10 protein-coding genes and 10 pseudogenes are annotated in these 20,305 nt (G+C 67.2%); 11 read left to right on the top strand and 9 right to left on the bottom strand.

Features of this window, described 5'->3' with window-relative positions; all coding sequences use genetic code 11:
- Nucleotides 1-2: 2 nt before the first annotated feature.
- The 7 genes from G6N43_RS00095 to eccE all read left to right on the top strand — a co-directional run bounded on the left by G6N43_RS00095 (nucleotide 3) and on the right by eccE (nucleotide 6,866).
- A complete protein-coding gene (locus G6N43_RS00095) occupies nucleotides 3-1,553 on the top strand; it encodes a PPE family protein (protein ID WP_083152659.1) in 1,551 nt (516 codons plus the stop codon).
- Between the two features lie 55 nt (nucleotides 1,554-1,608).
- Complete coding sequence (locus G6N43_RS00090) at nucleotides 1,609-1,902, top strand: type VII secretion protein EsxS (RefSeq protein ID WP_083152662.1); 294 nt, start codon at nucleotides 1,609-1,611, stop codon at nucleotides 1,900-1,902.
- 27 nt (nucleotides 1,903-1,929) lie between these two features.
- On the top strand, nucleotides 1,930-2,220 hold the full coding sequence (locus G6N43_RS00085; protein ID WP_083152665.1) for a WXG100 family type VII secretion target: 291 nt from the start codon (nucleotides 1,930-1,932) through the stop codon (nucleotides 2,218-2,220).
- A gap of 6 nt (nucleotides 2,221-2,226) precedes the next feature.
- Nucleotides 2,227-3,108, top strand: a complete 882-nt coding sequence (locus G6N43_RS00080) for an ESX secretion-associated protein EspG (protein ID WP_083152667.1) — start codon at nucleotides 2,227-2,229, stop codon at nucleotides 3,106-3,108.
- Nucleotides 3,087-4,532 (top strand): type VII secretion integral membrane protein EccD, encoded by a 1,446-nt coding sequence (gene eccD / locus G6N43_RS00075; protein WP_272937660.1) that lies wholly within the window; start codon nucleotides 3,087-3,089, stop codon nucleotides 4,530-4,532. The genes G6N43_RS00080 and eccD overlap by 22 nt, the downstream gene beginning before the upstream one ends.
- Nucleotides 4,533-4,593: 61 nt before the next feature.
- The gene (gene mycP, locus G6N43_RS00070) at nucleotides 4,594-5,925 is read left to right on the top strand and encodes a type VII secretion-associated serine protease mycosin (RefSeq protein WP_083152804.1); all 1,332 of its coding nucleotides are present in this window, start codon (nucleotides 4,594-4,596) and stop codon (nucleotides 5,923-5,925) included.
- Nucleotides 5,922-6,866 (top strand): type VII secretion protein EccE, encoded by a 945-nt coding sequence (gene eccE, locus G6N43_RS00065; RefSeq protein ID WP_083152673.1) that lies wholly within the window; start codon nucleotides 5,922-5,924, stop codon nucleotides 6,864-6,866. Before mycP ends, eccE begins: the two co-directional genes overlap by 4 nt.
- On the opposite strand, the gene G6N43_RS00060 is transcribed toward eccE, so the two are convergent.
- A complete protein-coding gene (locus G6N43_RS00060; RefSeq protein WP_163657912.1) occupies nucleotides 6,822-8,015 on the bottom strand; it encodes an alpha/beta hydrolase family protein in 1,194 nt (397 codons plus the stop codon). The genes eccE and G6N43_RS00060 overlap by 45 nt on opposite strands.
- 38 nt (nucleotides 8,016-8,053) lie before the next feature.
- On the opposite strand from G6N43_RS00060, the pseudogene G6N43_RS00055 reads away from it, so the two are divergent.
- Nucleotides 8,054-8,814: pseudogene (locus tag G6N43_RS00055) on the top strand (trans-aconitate 2-methyltransferase).
- Here G6N43_RS00055 and cysC read toward each other — a convergent pair.
- From cysC to G6N43_RS00030, 6 genes and pseudogenes are all read right to left on the bottom strand, one after another.
- Nucleotides 8,811-10,665 (bottom strand): annotated as a pseudogene (gene cysC, locus G6N43_RS00050) (adenylyl-sulfate kinase). The pseudogenes G6N43_RS00055 and cysC overlap by 4 nt on opposite strands.
- 28 nt (nucleotides 10,666-10,693) lie before the next feature.
- A pseudogene (gene cysD / locus G6N43_RS00045) lies at nucleotides 10,694-11,600 on the bottom strand (sulfate adenylyltransferase subunit CysD).
- The gene (locus G6N43_RS30820) at nucleotides 11,597-12,004 is read right to left on the bottom strand and encodes a Stf0 family sulfotransferase (protein ID WP_280529378.1); all 408 of its coding nucleotides are present in this window, start codon (nucleotides 12,002-12,004) and stop codon (nucleotides 11,597-11,599) included. The pseudogene cysD and the gene G6N43_RS30820 overlap by 4 nt, the downstream one beginning before the upstream one ends.
- A 28-nt stretch (nucleotides 12,005-12,032) precedes the next feature.
- Nucleotides 12,033-12,389 (bottom strand): Stf0 family sulfotransferase, encoded by a 357-nt coding sequence (locus G6N43_RS30815; protein WP_280529361.1) that lies wholly within the window; start codon nucleotides 12,387-12,389, stop codon nucleotides 12,033-12,035.
- A 66-nt stretch (nucleotides 12,390-12,455) separates the two neighbouring features.
- A pseudogene (locus G6N43_RS00035) lies at nucleotides 12,456-13,822 on the bottom strand (sulfatase family protein).
- A 178-nt stretch (nucleotides 13,823-14,000) separates the two neighbouring features.
- Nucleotides 14,001-14,464 (bottom strand): annotated as a pseudogene (locus tag G6N43_RS00030) (hypothetical protein); the annotation flags it as partial.
- Nucleotides 14,465-14,566: 102 nt separating this feature from the next.
- Here G6N43_RS00030 and G6N43_RS00025 point away from each other — a divergent pair.
- Nucleotides 14,567-15,237: pseudogene (locus G6N43_RS00025) on the top strand (phosphatase PAP2 family protein).
- Here the strand turns inward: G6N43_RS00025 and G6N43_RS00020 are convergent.
- A pseudogene (locus G6N43_RS00020) lies at nucleotides 15,191-16,657 on the bottom strand (phosphatase PAP2 family protein). The pseudogenes G6N43_RS00025 and G6N43_RS00020 overlap by 47 nt on opposite strands.
- Nucleotides 16,658-17,325: 668 nt before the next feature.
- Between G6N43_RS00020 and G6N43_RS00015 the strand changes: the two are divergent.
- Nucleotides 17,326-17,969, top strand: a pseudogene (locus tag G6N43_RS00015) (L,D-transpeptidase family protein).
- Between the two features lie 3 nt (nucleotides 17,970-17,972).
- Here G6N43_RS00015 and G6N43_RS00010 read toward each other — a convergent pair.
- A pseudogene (locus G6N43_RS00010) lies at nucleotides 17,973-18,421 on the bottom strand (nuclear transport factor 2 family protein).
- Nucleotides 18,422-18,613: 192 nt separating this feature from the next.
- On the opposite strand from G6N43_RS00010, the pseudogene G6N43_RS30980 reads away from it, so the two are divergent.
- Nucleotides 18,614-20,304, top strand: a pseudogene (locus G6N43_RS30980) (Hsp70 family protein); the annotation flags it as partial.
- Nucleotide 20,305 lies beyond the last annotated feature (1 nt).

Here is a 20,305-nt window from a genome sequence, read left to right as displayed (position 1 = left end):
CCATGACCGCCCCCATCTGGATGGCCCTCCCGCCGGAGGTGCATTCGGCGTTGCTCAGCAGCGGTCCCGGGCCGGGTCCGTTGTTGGCGGCGGCGGGGGCATGGCAGTCGCTGGCCGCCGAATATGCCTCTGCTGCAGCGGAGTTGACCGGAATCCTGGGCGCGGTGCAGGGCGGTGCATGGGAGGGGCCGAGCGCCGAGCAGTACGTGGCCGCCCACACCCCCTACCTGACGTGGCTCGCGCAGGCGAGTGCGAACGCCGCGGCCACCGCGGCGCAGCACAGCACGGCGGCGGCCGCCTATACGACGGCGCTCGCGGCGATGCCGACGCTGCCGCAGCTGGCGCTCAACCATGTGATGCACGCCGTGCTCGTCGGCACGAACTTCCTGGGGATCAACACGATCCCGATCGCCTTGAACGAAGCCGACTACGTGCGCATGTGGATTCAGGCGGCCACGACGATGAGTGTGTACCAGGCGGTGTCGGGTGCCGCGGTGGCCGCCACGCCCTCGACCACGCCCGCGCCGTTCCTGCTCGTCCCCGGTGTGGGAGAGGCCGGTTCGGCGGCGGCGGACACGCAGCAGGCATCCGCGCTGCTGACCGCTGCGGATTCCAGCGCGGCACGAAACCTCGCCGACTCCATCTCCGACTTCCTGCAGCGGTTGGTGCAGTTCTTCGAGGACTTCTTCGAGTCGATCCTGAATTTCGCGCGGCAGTTCTTCAACAACGCCTTGCAGTTGCTCAGCGACTTCATGAACAGCTTCTTCGGGTGGCTCTTCAACCCGTCGTCTGGTCTGTTGCTCTTCTTCATTGCGTATCAGGCGATCACGCAGCCCCTCGGCTGGACCACCTGGTCGCTGATCTTCAGCGCTCCGATCTTCCTGCCGCTGATGATCGCCGCCTTGATCCCGAAAACTGAAGTCCCGGCGGAGGTACCGGCTCCCGAGCCCGCCCCTGAACCAGTCCCCGCGCCGGTGCGGCCCGCCCCGGTGTCGCGCGCTGAGAGCCTGCCGCCGATAGCATCGGTGGCGCCGACCGTGCCGACTGGAACCGCCGCGCCGTCACCGTCGGTCAGCGCAGGGTCCGCACCTGCGAGTGCCGCGGCGGCACCCGGTGTGGGTGCGGCGGCGCCATACGCGATCGCAGGCCCCGGCCCGGACGGCGGGGTATCCCCGACGTTCCGTGAAGGCGCCGGGGCCAAGGCGCCGGCGTCCGACATCGCGGCATCCGCCGCGGCTGCGGCCGCCGCATCGGCGTTGGCCAAACGCAGGGCCCGCCGCAAGCACCCACAGCCGATTCACCAACGCCAGTACGCCGACGCGTACATGGATTACGAGCCCGATCCGGAAGACGCCCCGCCCGAGGAGCCACGCCCGCGCATGCGTGCCTCCGAGCGCGGCGCCGGGTCCGTCGGTTTCACCGGCGCTGCAACAAAGTCGGAAACCGAGCAGGCCGCCGGCCTGACCGAACTCGCAGGCGATTCGTTCGGCGGTGGACCGAAAGAACCCATGTTGCCCAGCGACTGGGACCACGAGGGGGGAGCACGCGACTGAACCGAACACCTGGCTCACACAGCCCACGTCAGACCCAATACCGAAAGGAAATGTCATGAGCATGCTGGACGCGCACATCCCGCAGCTGGTCTCCTCCGAGGCGGCGTTCTCCGCTAAGGCGGCGCTGATGCGCAGCACCATGGTCCAGGCCGAGCAGGCGGCGCAATCGGCGCAGGCCTTCCACATGGGCGAGTCCTCCGCCGCGTTCCAGGCGGCGCACGCCCGGTTCATCGAGGTGTCCGCCAAGATCAACGCTCTGCTCGACATCGCGCAGGCCAACATCGGCGACGCCGCGGCCACCTACGTGGCCGAGGATGCCGCTGCGGCAAGCACTTACACCGCGATCTGATCTGAACTTCGACGAGAGGAAAATCTGATGTCGCAGATCATGTACAACTACCCGGCGATGCTGGGACACGCCGGCGAGATGGCCGGCTACGCGGGTGCCATGCACGGCGTCGGCGCGGACATCGCCAGCGAGCAGGCGGCGCTGGCGAGCGCCTGGCAGGGCGACACCGGCATGAGTTACCAGGCATGGCAGGCGCAATGGAACACCAGCCTCGAGGAGCTCGTGCGGGCCTATCGCGCGATGGCCGCCACCCACGAGACGAACACCATGTCGATGAGCGCCCGCGATGCGGCCGAAGGCGCCAAATGGGGTGGCTGAGTATCGGTGGCCGCTAACGCAGTCGAGCTGACCGCGGAGCAGGCCTGGTTCGTCGCTGATGCGTTGGGCGCAGGCAACTTTCCCTGGGTGCTCGCTATCACGCCGCCGTTCAGCGATCACGCGGAGCGTGCGGAGTTCACCGCCAGGCTGTTCGGGGAGCTGACGGGGCTGGGGGTGATGACCGCCGACGGGGTCATCGATCCCGGTGTCCGCCAATGGATCACTGCGACATGCCGGGCACGACGCTGGCTCGAACTCAGATTCGTCAGGGGATCGGGAACCATGCTGCGCGGGTACGTCGCGCGCGCTGAGAACCGGGGCGACGAGCTCACCGTCGCGCTGCGAAGCGGCGGACTGGTCACGTTCACCGCGCTGGACATCGGGGATCCGCAGGCGCTGGTGCCCATCCTGACGGCGGGCCTGTCCGGACGGTCACCGGCGCAGTTCGAGGAGTTCACCATTCCCGCGCAGGCCGGAGCGCGTGCCGATGAGCGGCTGCGCGACGGAGCGGCACTCGACGACGTGATCGAGTTCCTCGGAATCCCTGCGACAGCGCGAGCGGTGGTGGCCGCCGCGTATTCGTCCGACCGCAGCTATGTGGAGATCGTGGCGGGCGACCACCGCGACGGTCACCGCGTCAGTACGGACGTCGGCGTCAGCGTCGTCGACACCCGCGAGGGTCGGGTGCTCGTATCCCCGTGGAAAGCCTTTGACGGGGAATGGGTGTCGACCTTCACCGCAGGCACACCACTGGCCATCGCCACCGCAATCGAGCGCCTCACCGCCACGTTGCCCGACGGGCCGTGGTTCCCCGACCAGAAGTTGACCCGAGATTTCAACTCGGACCAGAGAACGGAACACCTTAAATGGCGTCAGACAGTCAGTTGAACGGCAGTACCTCCCTCGCGGCGATGCCGATCGTCCGGGTCGCCGTGCTTGCCGCAGGCAGCCCGGACGAACCCGGCGGGGGCCGCGTCACCGATATGGCGCTGCCGACCGAGCTCCCGCTGCGCGAGATCCTGCCCGCCGTGCGCCGGATGGCGCTGGCCACCGAGGCGAACGACACCGACGACACCGGACTGGCGCCGCTGTCACTGGCACCCATCGGTGGTGCGCCGTTCAGCCTCGACGCCACGCTGAACACCGTCGGTGTTGTCGACGGCGATCTGCTTGCGCTGCAACCGCTTCCTGCCGGGCCGCCCGCGCCGCGGATCGTGGAGGACATCGGCGACGCGGCGGTCATCTTCTCAGCGGCGAGGGAAAAGCCGTGGGGCACCGACCACATTCAACGCGGCGCCAGCCTCTCCGTCGTCGCCCTGATCCTGATCGGCACTGCGTTCGCCACCGTGCACCGCCTAACAACCGGCGGTTACGGCGGGCTCTTCGCGGCAAGCGGCATCGCGCTGGCGACCGTGCTCGCCACCTTGGTTGCCTGGGGACGTTCGCCAAAGTTGGCGACGGCATTATCGATCGCCGCGTTGGTGCCGATCGCCGCGGCACTCGGAATGGCGGTACCCGGCGGGCCGTCATCGTCTGCGGTGTTACTCGCCGCGGCCGGGGTGACTGCATGGGCCATCGTCAGCATCACCGTCGGGGAACGAGCGATCGCAGTGTTCACCGCGGTCGCGGTCGTCGGAGTGGGCACGCTGGTGACCGCGGGCGCGGCCGCGATCTGGCAGCTGAACACCGTCGTCATCGCTTCGATACTGATCGTACTGGCGCTGGTGGTGACCGTGCAGGCCGCACAGCTGTCGGCGGCGTGGGCGCGGCTGCCGGTGCCGGTCATCCCCGCCCCCGGCGATCCCACGCCGCCCTCACCGTCGCTGAAGGTGCTCGAAGACCTCCCGCGGCGGGTGCGGGTCAGCGATTCGCACCAGACCGGATTCATCGCAGGCGGGGTGCTGCTGGCGACGACGGGTGCGCTGTTGCTCGCCGGGCCACCCGGTGTTTCGTACTGGGCGTGGTACGTCGTCGGTGCGGTGGCACTGGGCGCGGCGTTGCGGGCACGGGTGTGGGATTCCGCGCCGTGCAAGGCGTGGTTGCTCGGCCAGCCCTTCCTGATGGCGGCCGCGTTCCTCGCCGTGTTCGCCGCGGAAGCCCGCTATATCGAGGCGTGGTGGGCGCTGGGCGCACTGGCGGCGCTGACGGCGGTGTTCGTGTTCGCGGCGCTGGTTCCGCGGGTCGCATCGCCGGACACCTACTCGCTGCCGATGCGCCGTCTTGTCGGGTTCCTGGCCTCCGGTGTCGACGCCTCGCTGATTCCGGTGCTGGCGTATCTCGTCGGGCTGTTCGCCTGGGTGTTGAATCGATGAGGCATCGGTGAGGCACGCGAAACTGCGGACGTTCTTCGCGGTGCCGCTGGTCGTTGCGGCGATGAGTTGCCCTGCGGCAGGGGCGATCACACCGCCACAGGTGGACCCCGCGGCGGTGCCGCCGTCGGGAGCCGCCGGACCCGTCCAGCCGATGACGCAACGCAGTCCCTGCGTCGTGACCGGTGTGCTGCCCGGAACCGAACCGGGTGCGGACGAACCGAACCAGGCCATGCTCAACCTCGCGGCCGCGTGGCGGTACAGCCGTGGTGACGGTCAACTCGTTGCGGTGATCGACACCGGTGTGCGGCCGGGACCTCGCCTGCCGAACGTCGACCCGGGCGGTGACTTCGTCGAGGCAACGGACGGACTCTCGGACTGCGACGGACACGGCACGCTGGTCGCCGGCCTGATCGCCGGACAGCCTGGCGCGGACGGCTTCTCCGGTGTCGCACCGGGCGCACGGATCCTGTCGATCCGTTCGACGTCGGCGCGGTTCGGGCCCCGCACCCCGGGAGCGGATCAGTCGACCGCGCGCGTCGCGCTCGATGTCGCGACCCTCGCCAGGGCGATCGTTCGCGCGGTCGACCTCGGCGCCCGCATCATCAACATCTCGGCGGTGACCTGCCTGCCCGCCAACAAGGCCGTCGACCAGACCGAGCTCGGCGCGGCCCTGCGATACGCGGCCGTGCAGAAGGACGCCGTCATCATCGCGGCGGCCGGAAACAACCAGACGGGCCTGAACCCGGGCTCGGCATGCCCGTCGAATCCGCTGTCGGACCCGAGCCGACCCGATGATCCACGCAACTGGGCGGGGGTGACAGACATTTCGATCCCGTCGTGGTGGCAGCCGTACGTGCTGTCGGTCGGCTCTCTCAATTCCTTGGGCGGACCGTCCGCGTTCACGGCGGCCGGGCCCTGGGTCGGTATCGCTGCGCCGGGCGAGAACATCACCTCGGTCGGCAACGCCGACGGCGGGGGCCTCGCGAACGCGTTGCCCGACGCGCAGGGGGACCTCTTCCCGCTCAACAGCGCGAGTTTCGCTGCGGCGTACGTCTCCGGCGTCGCGGCGTTGGTGCGCAGCCGATTCCCGGAGCTGACGGCCGCGGAGGTGGTCGACCGGCTGACGGCCGGTGCGCAGGGATCCGCCCGCGCACCGTCCAACCTGACCGGCGCCGGCCTTGTCGACCCGGTGGCGTCGTTGACGTGGGACGTCAGCGCCGCGAGCGACGCCGGCGGTGATCCGGAACCCAAACCGATCGCGGCGCCACCGCAACCAACACCGCCGGATCACACGCCGCGCACGATCGCGTTCATCGGCACGGGTGTGCTGGCTTTGATCGCTGCCATCACGGCGGCGGTCGCGACCCACAGACGAAAGACGGAGGCATCGTGACCATCCGATTGGCGTTGGCATTCGTAGCCGTCGTTCTTGCCGCGCTGGCCTACCCGTGGCAGTCCGACCTCGACTGGTGGATCCTCGGCATCGCGATCGCCGTTATCGTGATCGTATTCGCTTGGTGGCGTGGGCTGTTTGTGACGACCATGATCGCGCGACGGCTGTCGGTGTTTCGCCGCAATCATTCCAAGCGCGAAGTGCAGCCATCCGGCTCCGTCACCGTCGTTCTGCGCATCGACGATCCGGCTGGCGTCGGGTTGTCGCTGCCGATGGTGGCCGGTTACGTGGAACGCTTCGGTGTCCGGTGTGAGAAGGTTCGCGTGACCAACCTCGATGACGGCAGTGCCAGTGGGACGTGGATCAGCCTGACGCTCAATGCTGTCGGCAACCTGACCGCGCTGCGTGCCCGGTCGGCTGAACTCCCTCTACTGGACACCGCCGAGATCGTCGGTCGTCGGCTCGCCGACCATCTTCGCGAAACCGGGCTGTCGGCCGTCCTCGTCGACGATGCCCCGAAGCTACTTGCCGACGGCGACCGCGAGACGTGGCGGGGGATGCGCGGGGACAGCGGATATCTCTCGGCGTACGCGATTCCCATCGACGACGGGCTGCGCGGGCGGCTCGCCGAAGTATGGACGCAGCCGACCGAAACGTGGTCGGCAGTCGAATTCAGCGGCACCTCAGCACATCCAGAAGTACGCGCTCTGTGCGCGTTCCGGACGGCCGAGGCGGTGCGCGGGGTACCGGTGGCCGGACTCGTGCCTCAGCGAGGCATACAGCGGCCGTTGCTCAGCGCGCTGGCGCCTCGATCGACGGACCGGCTGGCCATCCCGGGCGTCCCGCTACCGCCTGGCCTTTTGGAGCCGGGCGGCTGGCCGGTCGGTGGGCGCTCGTCAGTCGAACATGAAGTCGCGCATGAAGCGGGTCATCCTGCGTAGATAGTCGGGCTGGCTGACATGCAGGATGTGGTTGCCCGGGAACCAGTGGAACGCGCAGCGATCCCAGTGCTCCCACAGCATTTCGGCTTGCTCCGGAGGAGCGAGCCGGTCGCCGAGGCCGGTGATGATCAACCGTCGGTCCTTGGGCACCAGCGGCTGGTAGTTCAGCGGCGAGGAGTACAGCGTCGCCGCTTTGGTGAGCTCGGAATCGGTGTGTGACAGCCGACTTCGCAACTCGACGACCTTGTTGGCCGGGAACCACTCGTCGACGGTCTGGTCGGGTGTGACGACGGGGACGTTCGGAATCACCGCCTGGATCCGGTCGTCGACGCTGGCGATCAGCGCCGAGGTGTATCCGCCCAACGACATTCCGGTCAGCGCGATCCGGTCGACCCCGGTGAACTCCAGATAGTCGATGATCGAGCGGAAATCGTGCACGGCCTGCGCCATCGCTTCGGCGAAGCCGGAGAAACCGTGTGCGAAGAAGCCGTAACCGCTGAACGGCGAACCCTTTTCGGCGCGGCTGCCGTGGAACGGCATCGTGTACAGCAGCACGTCGTATCCGGAGCGGTAGAACCACGGCAGGGAGAAGAACAAGCCATTGAACAGATACGGCGAGCCCATGAAGCCGTGGATCACACAGAGCGTCGGATGCGGACCGTCGTCGTGCCGCCAGTGCTGGGCGTGCACCACGTTGTTGCGGGTGAAGCCCCGGCACTGCTCACGTAGCGCCGGGTTGACGGCCTCGAAGCTGCTGTCGAACCGGATGTTCTGCACGTTGCCCTTGGCGATCCACTCGGCGATCGGGTTCGCGGTACGCGACGCGACCCGAGGCACGGACGTCGGAGCCGGAAACGACAGCGCGGGATCCTTCGCGGCGGCCAGATCGGCGTAGAACCGGAGTTGATCTTGTTCGGCGCGTGCGGCTGCGCGCAGCCCGCCGACCAGTGTCGGGACCATTGTCGCCGCGATCAGCGAGGAGATCGCGGTGCGCAGGGCGATATCGGCCGCCGCCGAGGCGTCCACGATCAGCCGCTGGCAAACCGTCAGATCGATGCGACGAGGTAGGCCGCGCGCGGTCGCGTCGGCTCCGGGAACATCGGGAACGGGGATGGGCGGATCGACCGGAGTGGTGTCCGAACTGGTCACATCCGCATGGTAGTCGCGCCGAGTGTCAGACTGACGGAATGTGGAATCCCGATGTCTATCTGACGTTCGCCGACCACCGGGGGAGACCGTTCTACGACCTGTTATCGCGGATAGGGGCCCAATCGCCGCGGCGCGTCGTCGATCTTGGATGCGGTCCGGGCAATCTCACCCGCACTCTTGCGCAACGCTGGCCGGACGCGGTCATCGAGGCCTGGGACAGCTCCCGGAAATGGTGGAGGCGGCGCGCGAGCGGGGTGTCGACGCTCAGGTCGGCGATGTGCGGACCTGGGAACCGCGGCCCGACACCGACGTCGTGGTGACCAATGCCGTACTGCAGTGGGTGCCCGGACACGCCGATCTCCTGGTCCGATGGGCAGGCCAGCTCTCGTCGGGATCGTGGATCGCGATGCAGGTTCCCGGAAACTTCGATGCCCCGTCGCACGAAGCGGTGCGCACCCTGGCTCGTCAGGAACGGTGGGCAGAGCTGTTGCGGGACTTCCCGTTCCGTGAAGCTCAGGTCGATTCCCCGGTCGGCTACGCGGCGCTGCTCGCAGACGCCGGGTGCCGAGTCGACGCGTGGGAGACGACGTACATCCACGCGCTCACCGGCGAGAATCCGGTGCTGGGCTGGATCAGCGGGACCGCGCTGCGACCGGTGCGGAGCCGACTGAACGACGAGCAGTGGCAACAGTTTCGAGACGAGCTGATCCCGATGCTCGACCAGGACTATCCGGTGCGACCGGACGGCACGACGTTCTTTCCGTTCCGCAGGATATTCGTTGTCGCCCAGGTGGGTTAGAGTTCGCGTTTGCGGTTCAACAGGTCGACGACCTGCTTGACCAGCCCGTCGATGTCGGCGCCTGTCGTGTCCAACACGAGATCGGGGGATTCCGGCGCCTCGTACGGTGCGTCGAATCCGGTGAGTCCCTTCAGTTCACCGGCGCGGGCTCGCGCATAGAGCCCCTTGGGGTCGCGTTTGGCGCACTCCTCGACCGGCGTCGCCACATACACCTCGATGAAGGGAAGCTTCGCGGCGTCGTTGAGCGCACGAGCGATCTCGCGGTCCGACTTCAACGGTGACACCAGCGATGCCAATGCCACCACGCCCGCATCGGCGAAAAGCCGGGTGAGGTGACCGACGCGGCGGATGTTCTCGGCACGATCGCCCGGTGAGAATCCGAGGTCATCCGACAGCCCGTGCCGGATGTTGTCACCGTCGAGAAGGTAGGCCACGTCGCCGGCCTCGACCAACGCCCGCTCCACCGCGACCGCGATCGTCGATTTGCCTGACGCAGGCAGACCCGTGAACCAGATGGTGGCGCCCCGCTGACCGGTGGCCTTCCAGCGGTGGCCACGGTCCAACGACGAAGGATGCCAACGGATGTCGTTGCGGGTCTGCACACCCGGCTTGACTCTCGCGGTTCGATGATGGTGCCTGCGCCGACGGTCTCATTGGTGGTCTCGTCGATCAGGATGAATGCACCGCTGTCGCGGTTGTCGGTGGAGTCGGCCACGACGACCGAACTCGTACGCAGCGTGACCTCGCCGATGTCGTTGAGTACCAGCTCGACCGGGTTGTCGAGTTCGTCGAGCGTTTCCGGGTCCAGTCGTGAATGCAGGGCCTGCACAGTGGCGCGCACCGTGCGGGTGCCCTGCTTGAGAGCGAGCCGGTCACCTGCGCGCAACGGGCTGTCCAGGAACCAGCACACCGTCGCGTCGAGCTCACGTGCGAGCACAGGGAGAGAGGCGCCCTCGGCACCGCTGACGAACACGTCGCCACGACCGACGTCGATGTCGTCGGCCAGCTCGATCGACACCGACAACGGTGCGACGGCGGTCGTGCGCTCCTCATCGAGGGTGTCGACGAGGGTGACCGTCGAACGGGTGCCCGCAGGCAGGCTGACGACTGCATCGCCGACCTTCAGCGTACCGGCGGAGAGCCGGCGGTGTAGCGCCTGCGCTGTTCCGGGTGGGCCGTGACCCACTGGACGGGCAACCGCAGTTTCTCCGGCTCCGGCTGCGGTGCGGAGAGTTCGATGCCCTCGAGGTATTCCAGCAGCGTCGGTCCGTCGTACCAGGGCGTGCGTTCGGAGCGGTGCACGACGTTGTCACCGTGCTTGGCTGCGATGGGGATGACCGTGATGTCTATTTCACCCAGACGCGCGGCGATTTGCCGAATCTGGCCGACGACTTCGTCGAACCGGCCCTCGTCGAAGTTGACCAGGTCGATCTTGTTGACCGCCGCGACGAAATGCTTGATGCCCAACAGCTTCGCGATCCGGGCATGCCGGTTCGTCTGCCTCAGCACGCCGGCGCGGGCGTCCACGAGAAGGATCGCGGCGTGCGCGTTCGAGGCGCCGGTGAACATGTTGCGGGTATACCGCTCGTGTCCAGGCGTGTCGGCGAGGATGTAGCTGCGCGCATCGGTGGAGAAGAAGCGATACGCCACGTCGATCGTGATGCCCTGCTCGCGTTCGGCGCGCAACCCGTCGGACAGTGCCGCCAGGTCCGCCACACCCTCCTCGTCGGTCACCGCCTCGAGATGATCGAGGGGAAGACTGTCGGTGTCGTGCAGGAGCCGGCCGATCAGCGTGCTCTTGCCATCGTCTACCGATCCGGCGGTGGTGATCCTCAGGAGCTGGCGGGTCATGCGGTCTCCCGTCGCGTCGCGCGCCCCATCAGAAGTAGCCCTCGCGCTTGCGGTCCTCCTGGCGGCGGCGGAGGTGCGGTCGTCGGCACGCGTCTCGCCGCGCTCGGACACCGTGGCCGCGGAGATCTCGGCGATGACGCCCGCGATGTCCGTCGCCCGCGATCGCACGGCGCCGGTGATGGTCAGGTCGCCTACGGTGCGATAGCGCACCCACCGTCGACGCGGTCTCACCGTCGGCGGGCTGGGCATACTCCGACACCGCCAACAGAATTCCGTCACGCTCGAACACCTCACGCTGGTGAGCGAAGTAGATCGAAGGCAGCTCAAGCGATTCCAGCTCGATGTAGCGCCACACGTCCAGCTCAGTCCAGTTGCTGAGGGGGAACACCCGGACCTGTTCGCCCTTCTTGATCCGGCCGTTGTAGAGCGACCACGGCTCCGGTCGTTGCGCACGTGGATCCCACTGCCCGAACTCGTCGCGAAAGCTCAGGATCCGCTCCTTGGCCCTGGCCCTCCTCATCGCGGCGGGCACCGCCGAACGCCGCGTCGAAGCCGCCCGCCTCCAGCGCATCCAGCAGCGTTCGGGTCTGCTGCCGGTTCCTGGACGCGCCGGGACCTGGATCGGGCACCCGGCCGCTGTCGATGGACTCCTGCACCGACGCGACGATCAGCTTGTGACCGGCACCCGTGACGCGACGGTCCCTGAACTCGATGACCTCGTCGAAGTTGTGCCCGGTGTCGACGTGCATGACCGGGAAGGGCAGCGGACTGGGCCGAAACGCCTTCTCCGCCAACCGCAGCAGCACAATCGAGTCCTTGCCCGCCGAGAAGAGCAGCACCGGGCGCTCGAGTTCCGCGACGACCTCGCGGATGATGTGCACCGCCTCGGCCTCGAGTATCCGTAGCTCGTCGACATGCAGCGTGTCGAGCGTCATGTCGGCAGGCCCTCGCGCTCCGCGTCAGCGCGGTACCGGTCCACCCATTCGTCGGAGCGCTGATCGGCCTGGCGTTCCCAGCACGGGTGCGCCAATCGTCGGTCCTGCCCGATCGCGTCGAGTGTGTCGCCGACGATCTGAGTGAGGTTGCGCCACAACACCGGATAGGAGATCTCCATCGGCTTGACGTTCTCCTCGGCGAACCAGTTGCGCCAGCCCTCCTCCTGTGCGCGCAGCATCTTGATCACGTGCGCGATGGCACCTGCGTGATATTCGGCACGCGAGTCGCGAGTCGGGTCGGGCCGCCCACGCCAGACCCGGGTCTGCACCGCCCGCCAGAACGAAACTGCCTGGGAGACAACGTCTGGGCGGTAGACGTGGATGAGAACCGGATCGCTGCCGATGACGTCGCGGATCGCGGACAGCAGGCCCTCACCCGACCGGTCCGGCAGTCCGCGGCCCGCTGCAACAGCAGCGGGTCTGGTTCCACATCAGCTTGCCGCCCCAGACCGTTGGGGTGCGGCCGACCGTCCGGATGTAGTCCCGCCAGATCTCCGGGGTGCGAGATCCGGCTTGCCTTCGTCCAGCGGATCGAGCAGTCGCAGGATCGACGTCCTCGACGCCCTCGAACCACTGCCGCGGCTGGGGCGACTGACTGGTGGTCGGAAGGTACTGAAAGAACTCCTGCGGCTCACCCGCCACACCGGTCGCCCGCAGCGATTCGACCAACAGCGTGCTGCCGCTTCGTTGCGACGCGAGCACGAGATAGGCAGTCGGATGGGCTGGCATGCGCGTGAGCCTAACTGCCTTCAAAATGCCTGGCACACCAGGCCATAACAATCACCGTGACGAAAACTATTGTCCGGAAATCGGCGCGTCCTCGATGCCACGTTCGGACGCGATGGCCGAGCGGCTGGTGAGTGAAAGCCCGTGAATACGCAAATAAGTTTCGGTGTAGCGCCCGCGATCCGAGTGCCTGCGAAGTCCGACGGGATGACGTCGTTCGTCTGCTGCCGCCAGTCGTGGAGCAGCAGGGCGGTCCTTGGCGATGGCCTCAGCCTTGTCGGAGGTCTCTGAGGCGAGCAGGTTGCGGGACTCGGTGGGGTCCTCGGTGAGGTCGTAGAGTTCGCGTTCGGGACGGAGCGCCTGGGCGAGTGGCGCAACAACCTGACCCGGCGCGCTTTCGGCGATGTCCCAGGGCAGGTCGAGAAGTGGCCGTGCGGCGTAGTTCTCGATGTAGCTGTATTCCTTGTGCGCACGGCGCGGATCGGGTCGAACGAGTCGTGGTACGTCTTCATGGTGTAGACCTCGGTGCGAGCCGGCACGGTCTGCGCACCACGCAGGTTGTCGGCGTGCGAGATGCCCTCGACGTCCGCGGGGATGTCGACACCGAGAAGGTCGAGCAGCGTGGGCACCAGGTCCACCCCGCTGAACAGCTCGTCGTAGACACGCGGCGCGGTCGACAGGGCCCGCGGCGGGCGCACGATCATCGCGATCCCCGTGCCTGCGTCATAGAGCGTGGACTTCGCGCGGGCAACGCCGGCCCGTGATCGGTCATGAAGACCACCCAGGTGGTGCGGTCGAGCCCGGTCTGCGCGAGGGTGTCCAGCAGTCGGCCGACGGCGGCGTCGGCGACCGAGATGGCGCCGTAGAACTCGGCGAGGTCCTGCCGGATGTCGGGGGTGTCGGGCAGGTAGTCGGGGACCGTCACACCGAAGGCGTCGGCGGGTTCGTAGCGTTCGCGCGGATACGGACGGTGGGTCTCGAAGAATCCGGCGGTGAGCAGGAACGGCTGCGACGGCGGATCGGTCAGCCACCCCGTGGCCTGTTCGACGACGTATTCGCAATAGGAGTTCGACACGTCGAACTCGTCGAACCCCAGCTTCGGCGGATAAGACGTCTCGTGCTGCATCCCGAATAGTGCGGTGTACCAGCCGGATTCGGACAGCAGGTGGGGGAGGGTGCGGGTGCCTGCCCGGTACTCCCAGCCGTGGTGCGCCAACCCCACCAGGCCGTTGCTCTGCGGGTATCGCCCCGTGAACAGAGAGCCGCGCGACGGCGAGCACAGCGGTGCGGTGGCGTGTGCATGGGTGAACAGGATGCCCTCGGCGGCAAGCTGGTCGAGCCGCGGGCTGGAGACGTCGTCGTCCGTATACGCCGAGATACCGGCCGAGGTCGTGCCAGTGCACGATGAGCAGGTTGTCTCGTCTCGGTTCTGTCACTCAGGGTCCTTCCGCATCGTCGAACCACGGAACAGGCACGGTGCACATCCCGCAACCTTTTGACTCATCGCAAGCAACATATCCCGAGTGGGCGGTTCTTCCACGGACCGGGTTGAGCTGCGGTTTCGGGCCGACGATACCCGCTCGAGGTAGAAGTATGCGTATCGCGGCCCGTCGTAGGGCACCCGACCGCGCGGAACACATACCGGGCGGGACATCGAAGGCAAGCGACCGGTCGCGCGCGTCAGCACCTCGGACGGAATCGCCGTCTTGTACTGCAATGAGAGCTGACCATCGAATCGAGTGTCCACGGCATTGATATTGACCTCGATGTGCAGGCCGCTTTCAGCCAAATCGGCCGTCGCCGCGCCGGATTGCTCTGCGTCCCAACGTTGATCGATGGTGCGACCGGCCAGCTTGGGCACCGTCGACAGGGTGGCGAGTACCCGTTGATTGGTCAGCACCAACGAACCCACGTAGCTCGCCACGTTGCCGTGCGCGCTTGCCCGGGATCCTGCCGCTGAACCGCCGCGTCACGGGCACGTACTCGGCGAGGTAGATGATGCCTTCGGCCTCGACGTCGGTGCGCAGTTCGTCGGGCAGCCCGCCGATGCGCAGGAGCTTGCGCAGGAACACCGCCATACAGGCAATGTAGCCCAGCTGTGGCGGGTGTCGAGGGTGGAACTTCGGTGGCAAGCTCAGTCACCCTGACGGTCAGCGGCGACGGCTGGTAGAGCTATTCATATGGCATCCAGGACACGTTGGCTCATCGGGACCGCGGTGGCGGCACTCGGTGTCTATGTGTTGATGTGGATCGCCTATGTGTCGCAGTGGAAGTGGTTGACCGCCATGGACTCGGCGGCGCTGGACCTCGCGCATGACTACGGCGTCATACATCCAGGTTGGGTTACCGGCTGGGACGTCTTCTGCACCGTGCTGGGACCGGCCGCCTTCCGACTGGTCGGACCTCACATAGTCGTGGTGGCGTTGTGGCGCCGCAATCTGCGGCTGGCCGGGTTCCTGGCGCTCACCGCGGGGTTGTCGGGACCGCTGATCGAGCTCGCGAAGTACATCGTCGGCCGACCCAGGCCCGCGACGGCGCTGGTGCACGCGCAGTCGATGTCGTTTCCGTCAGGGCACGCGCTCGGCGTGCTGGTCGCCGTCTCGCGTTGATGACGATCATCTGGCCCTTCGTCCGGCCGCCGCTGAGGGGGTGGCTGGTCGCTCTGGGCGCGTTGATCGTCGTCTTCATCGGGATCGGTCGCGTCGTGCTCAACGTGCACCATCCCTCCGACGTCATCGCCGGATGGGCTTTGGGTTACGCCTTTTTCGTGTGCTGCCTACTGATCCTGCCGCCGCGGCCCCCGGTCACGGCAGCGGCCGATACACCGCAAGCGCTCGATACTGCACGCTGAACGTGGCTTCGGTGACCTCGTCCCCGAGCTCACCGTCGTGAGCCAGCATCGTCGGGCCGTCGAGGGCGGTGAACGAGAACTCCGGAACGCGCATCTCGTGGTACAGCGGGCTGCGCGTCAACCTTCCCAATGCCAGCGCCACCAGGATCCGCATCCGGGCCATCCGGCGACCCGTCTCGAGAATCCGGACGTCCAGCAGGCCGTCATCCATCCGGTCCCGCCGCGACGGCGCGAATCCCGAAGGCAGATAAACGGAATTGCCGAGGAAGAACAATGACGTCTGCAGCGACTTGTTGTCGTAGCGGATGCGCACCGGTTCGCCGTGGCGCAGCGTGGAACATCGCGTAGATGCCCGCCAGCGGCTTACCGATCTTGTGCTCCAACTTCTCCCGTCTGGACGAACATCGGGTAGGCGCCGATGCTCGCGGTGTTGATCACCATGTTGGTTTCGTTGAGGCACGCGATATCGACACACGACACGTCGCCCTTCTTGATCGACTCGATCGTCTTCGCCACCGTCTCGCAGCCGATGTCCTTGGCGAAGTGGTTGAACGTGCCGCCCGGAAGACCAGCGGGACGCCCGCCTCGACGGCGATACCCGCGCGCGCATGCCATCCCGTCGCCGCCGCCGACCGCCAGCACCTCAGCTTTCTCGGCGGCCGTGCGTAACACCTTCTCGACGTCGTCACCCTCATCCAGTTCCACAATCTCGGTGTGCGGCAACGCCTCGTACCTGTTCGATGACATCGGCCCCTGTCCCGCCCCCGGACGCCGGGTTGACGACGAGGATCACACCGGCACCGTCGTGGCGTTCCGGCGCGTCGACGACCAGTGGGTCGGCGGTCGGCAACCGCGTCGGCACCACCGGCGGGACGATCCGTGAGCTGAGCACGGCGACGCCGGCACCGATGCCGAATCCCGCGAGCACGTCGCCCGGATAGTGCGCCCCGGTGGCGATGCGCGACATCCCGACCAGACCCGCCAACAGCGCCAGGCCCAACCCCAGCGGGGGACTCTCCAACCCGACGCCGACGGCGAAGGCGGCCCTGCTCGCGGAATGACCCGACGGCAGCGAGTTCGAGGTGGGCGTCCGCCGGTCTGCCGGGCCAACGGCACCGAGAAGCGGTTGGGTCGTGGTCGCTTCCATATCCGCTTGGCCACCTGGTGAGCAGGCTGGTCACCCCAGACTGACCAGGCCGCGCATCGCCGCGCCGCGCCGACGGCCGCCGAACGCCGCCAACCCAGCGGCGATGGCGAACCACAGCTTCGAATGGTCAGCGCGGGTCAGCCGCGGCATGACGGCATCGAGCAGGGGACTCGGTGAGTCGGCGATGGCGTCGAACACCTCGCGGTCGAGCGTCCCGAGGCCCTCTCCGATCTGGCGGATACCGCGATGCCGACGAATGGGCAGGATGGCCATGCCGCATCTTCCCACTGCATTGACAAATTATTTTGTCAAGGGACACGATCACCTCATGCTCGACGTCGAGGTGATCACCGATCCGGCCGCGGCGGTCAGTGTCCTCGATCCGATCCGCAACCGACTGCTCGCCGAACTGACCGAACCGGCTTCGGCGGCCGCCCTCGTCGCGCCTGGGGATCTCCCGGCAGAAGGTCAACTACCACCTGCGTGCACTCGAAGACCATCACCTGGTTATGGGCGTGGGCGAGCGCCGATGGGTGGCCAAGGAGCGCCTCCTCGTTGCGACGGCGGCCTCCTACGTGGTGTCCCCGAGCGCCCTCGGGCGGCCACCGATCCGCTGCCGCGAGGCCGCCTGTCGGCGAGCTATCTCATCGCGCTGTCGGCGCGTGCCGTACGCGAGGTCGGCGAAATGTGGAGTGCGGCGCGTTCGAAGAACAACCGACCGGTGACTCTGTCGATCGACAGGACGATTCGCTTCCGTTCACCCGAGGACCGGGCCGAGTTCGCAAAGGAGTTGGCGACGCTCGCAGCGCGGTATCACGACGAAACCGATCCCGATGGCCGCCGTTACCGTTTGTGGCCATGGCCTACCCGATGCCGACGGACCGTGCGTGACGCCGCGTGGCCTCCTCAATGGGGGCCCGGCCACGACCTAGCATGTACGGGTGCGCCGGCTCCTTGTCCTGCTTTGTGTGGCACTGATGTCGCTCGGCGCGGCACCTGTCAGCGTGGCCCAGGTGACGCCGTGGTTCGCGCATTCCGTCGGCAATGCCACCCAGGTCATATCGGTTGTGGGCGTGGGCGGTTCTGAACGCCAAGATGGATGTCTATCAACGCAACGCCACCGGCTGGCACCCCGTCGCGGTAGGTATCCCGCGTTCATCGGGGCCGCGGGCATGGCCCCGGAGACCCATGACGGCCAGATGAAGACGCCGATGGGCGTGTTCACTCTCGACTTCGCATTCGGGACGGCACCCAACCCCGGCGGTGGTCTGCCCCAGGTCGGCCCCAATCACTGGTGGGACGGCGATATGAAGAGCCCGACCACAACACCATGCAGGTGTGCGAGAAGTCGCAGTGTCCGTTCAACACCGACCCGGCCAGCGGCACCGAGAATCTCGACATCCCGCAGTACGTGCACGCGGTCGTGATGGGCGTCAACAAGGCCCGCATCCCCGGCAACGGCGGCGCCTTCTTCCTGCACGCCACCGACGGCGGACCGACCCGGTGCGTCGCCATCGACGACGCCAAGCTCGTCGAGATCATGCGGTGGCTTCAGCCGGGCGCACTCATCGCGATCTCGAAGTGAATCTCAAAGTTTGATCGCCCGACCCGCTTTCACCTTGAAGTTGAGATTCTCGGTGGACATCGACGCGTCGTAGGTTCGGTCGTAACCGGTCTCGCTGATGCGCCAGCCGTTGGCGGTGCGCCGGTACCGATCGTGGTAGCCCGCACCGATCAGCATGAAATTGAAATCCGGTGCGATCACACGGTCCCAGATACCAGGTCGCCTTCGCCTCATCGCCGTCCACGGTGATCTCCGGGTGGGTGACGCGATGCTCGGTGATGATCTCCGGCCGAGCGAGGTGCGCATGAAGCCGACCAGCTCATCGCGATTGGTGAAGTGGTCCTCACCGATCGATTCGCCGTATCGGCCCACCACATCCTCGGTGAGCGTGTCGGCGAACTCGTCCCAGTCCTGGTGTCGAGCGCGCGAAGGTAGCGGTACTTGACTTGCTTGATGTCGTCGATGTCACCCATGGCCGCCATTGCAGCACACCGGCTACCGCGGCGCACCGAGATTCCGGGTGGTCGTGGGGGACGTCTTCGTCACAGCGAATTCTAGCGGATTCTGCGCTGTTCGCAGCGGCCCAAAACCGTGATGGTGGAACGCCGTTGGCACGGAGTGTCTAACGAGTATCAGCAGGTCGGACCGCTAGGGTGTGGTCCGTTATGAGCGACCCGTTGGGGTTGTCGATCGGGACGACGAACTTGGTCGCAGCGCGAGTCGGCAATCAACCCGTGATACGCCGTTCGGTGGTGACCTTCGCCGACGGTTCCGTCTTGGACGGCTTTGTCGAGCGCGTCGGCGACCCGGTTCCGTTGATCGCGCCGGACGGTTCGCCGCATCAGGCCGACCGGCTCCTGGTCGAGGCGTTGGGCAACATCGTCGATGAGAGCGGCGCGGAGCCGGCGTCCGAGATCGCGATCGCGGTGCCCGCCCACTGGGGCATGGCGACCCAGCGCAGCCTGCGCACCGCGCTGCGCAGCGATCCGACCCTGGTTCCCAACGGTATGCCGGCACGGTTGGTGAGCGATGCGGTCGCGTCGCTCACGGCCCTGCAGACCAACCCGGGGCTGCCGTCCCAGGGTGTGATCGCGCTCCTGGATTTCGGCGGCAGCGGGACGAGTATCACCCTGGCGGACGCCGGGAGATCGTTCGAGCCGATCGACGAGACCACCCGGTACACCGAGTTCTCCGGTGATCAGATCGACCAGGCGCTGCTGGCCCACATCGTCAACGGCATCGCGGCGACGGGCGGTATCGATCCGGCCGCCACCGCGGCGGTGGGGTCGCGCAGCGAGAGGAATGCCGCACCGCGAAGGAGCGACTGTCCACAGAATCGGCCACCGAAGTGACCGCCGAACTACCCGGCCACCGGTCGACGGTGGCGGTGACGCGAACTGAGTTGGAGTCGCTGATCTCGGCACCGCTCGACGGTGTACTCGCCGCGCTGCAAGATACGTTGGAACGCAACAGAATCGGCTGGGCCGATATCGCTGCCGTGGTTGTCGTTGGTGGCGGTGCGGGCATTCCCTCAATAACCCAACGCCTTTCGCAACACCCCGCACCCATCGTGCTCACACCTCAGCCGGGTCTCGACGCCGCGGCGGGTGCTGCGCTGTTCGCCGCGTACGGCTCGGCGGCCGAGGCGCAAACCGATCGCTCCCGCAGCTGCCGAGGCCGCCACCAGCGCGGCGCCGGCCGTCGATGCGCCGCCGACGCAGACGGGCACTGCGCTGGCGTGGTCGCAGGACGACACCGCCGCCGATGAGCCCCTCCCGTACACCGGCGCGAATCCATATGAGGCCGAAGCGATTTCGATGCGGCAACCGGTCCAGTACCTGCCCACGACCGGGCCGGTGAAGGAGCCCCTGACCTGGCAGCGGTTGCCCCAGCTGGTGTTCGGGCTCGCCGCCTGTCGCGTTGGTCGCCGTCGGCGGAGTGGCGATTGCGTTGACCAGCGCTACTGAGTACGAAACAAACCGGTTCCGCCCAGCACCCCCACCCCGGCGCAACCGCCGAGTGTCCAGGCGTCCCCGCCCAGTGTCGAACCACCGCCGCCCACGGCCGAACCGCCGGTGTCGGTCGCGCGCCACCCCGGAAACCGTCACCGTCACCCACGAGGCGCCCTCTCCGCCCACCGTCGAAGAGCCGGTCACGACGTACGTGACCACCACCACCCAACCGACGACCACCACACCGCCGACCACAACGACGACGACAACCACTACAACGACAACCACTACGACTACGACGACCACGACCACTACGTCGCCGTCGACGACCACGACCACCACCACGACGACGCCCACCATGACGACGAGCTACCTCACGGTGCCCGTTCGTGCCGGTGCCGATTC

This window comes from Mycolicibacterium moriokaense (assembly GCF_010726085.1).
GTDB classification, from domain to species: domain Bacteria; phylum Actinomycetota; class Actinomycetes; order Mycobacteriales; family Mycobacteriaceae; genus Mycobacterium; species Mycobacterium moriokaense.
The sequence above is the reverse complement of the archived record's forward strand: the minus strand, read 5'-3'. Positions and strand labels throughout refer to the sequence as shown.

Coding starts and splice junctions, on each gene's coding strand:
- G6N43_RS00095 (WP_083152659.1), top strand. CDS start 3: ATGACCGCCCCCATCTGGATGGCCCTCCCGCCGGAGGTGCATTCGGCG.
- G6N43_RS00090 (WP_083152662.1), top strand. CDS start 1,609: ATGAGCATGCTGGACGCGCACATCCCGCAGCTGGTCTCCTCCGAGGCG.
- G6N43_RS00085 (WP_083152665.1), top strand. CDS start 1,930: ATGTCGCAGATCATGTACAACTACCCGGCGATGCTGGGACACGCCGGC.
- eccD (WP_272937660.1), top strand. CDS start 3,087: ATGGCGTCAGACAGTCAGTTGAACGGCAGTACCTCCCTCGCGGCGATG.
- mycP (WP_083152804.1), top strand. CDS start 4,594: ATGAGTTGCCCTGCGGCAGGGGCGATCACACCGCCACAGGTGGACCCC.
- G6N43_RS30815 (WP_280529361.1), bottom strand. CDS start 12,389: ATGCCAGCCCATCCGACTGCCTATCTCGTGCTCGCGTCGCAACGAAGC.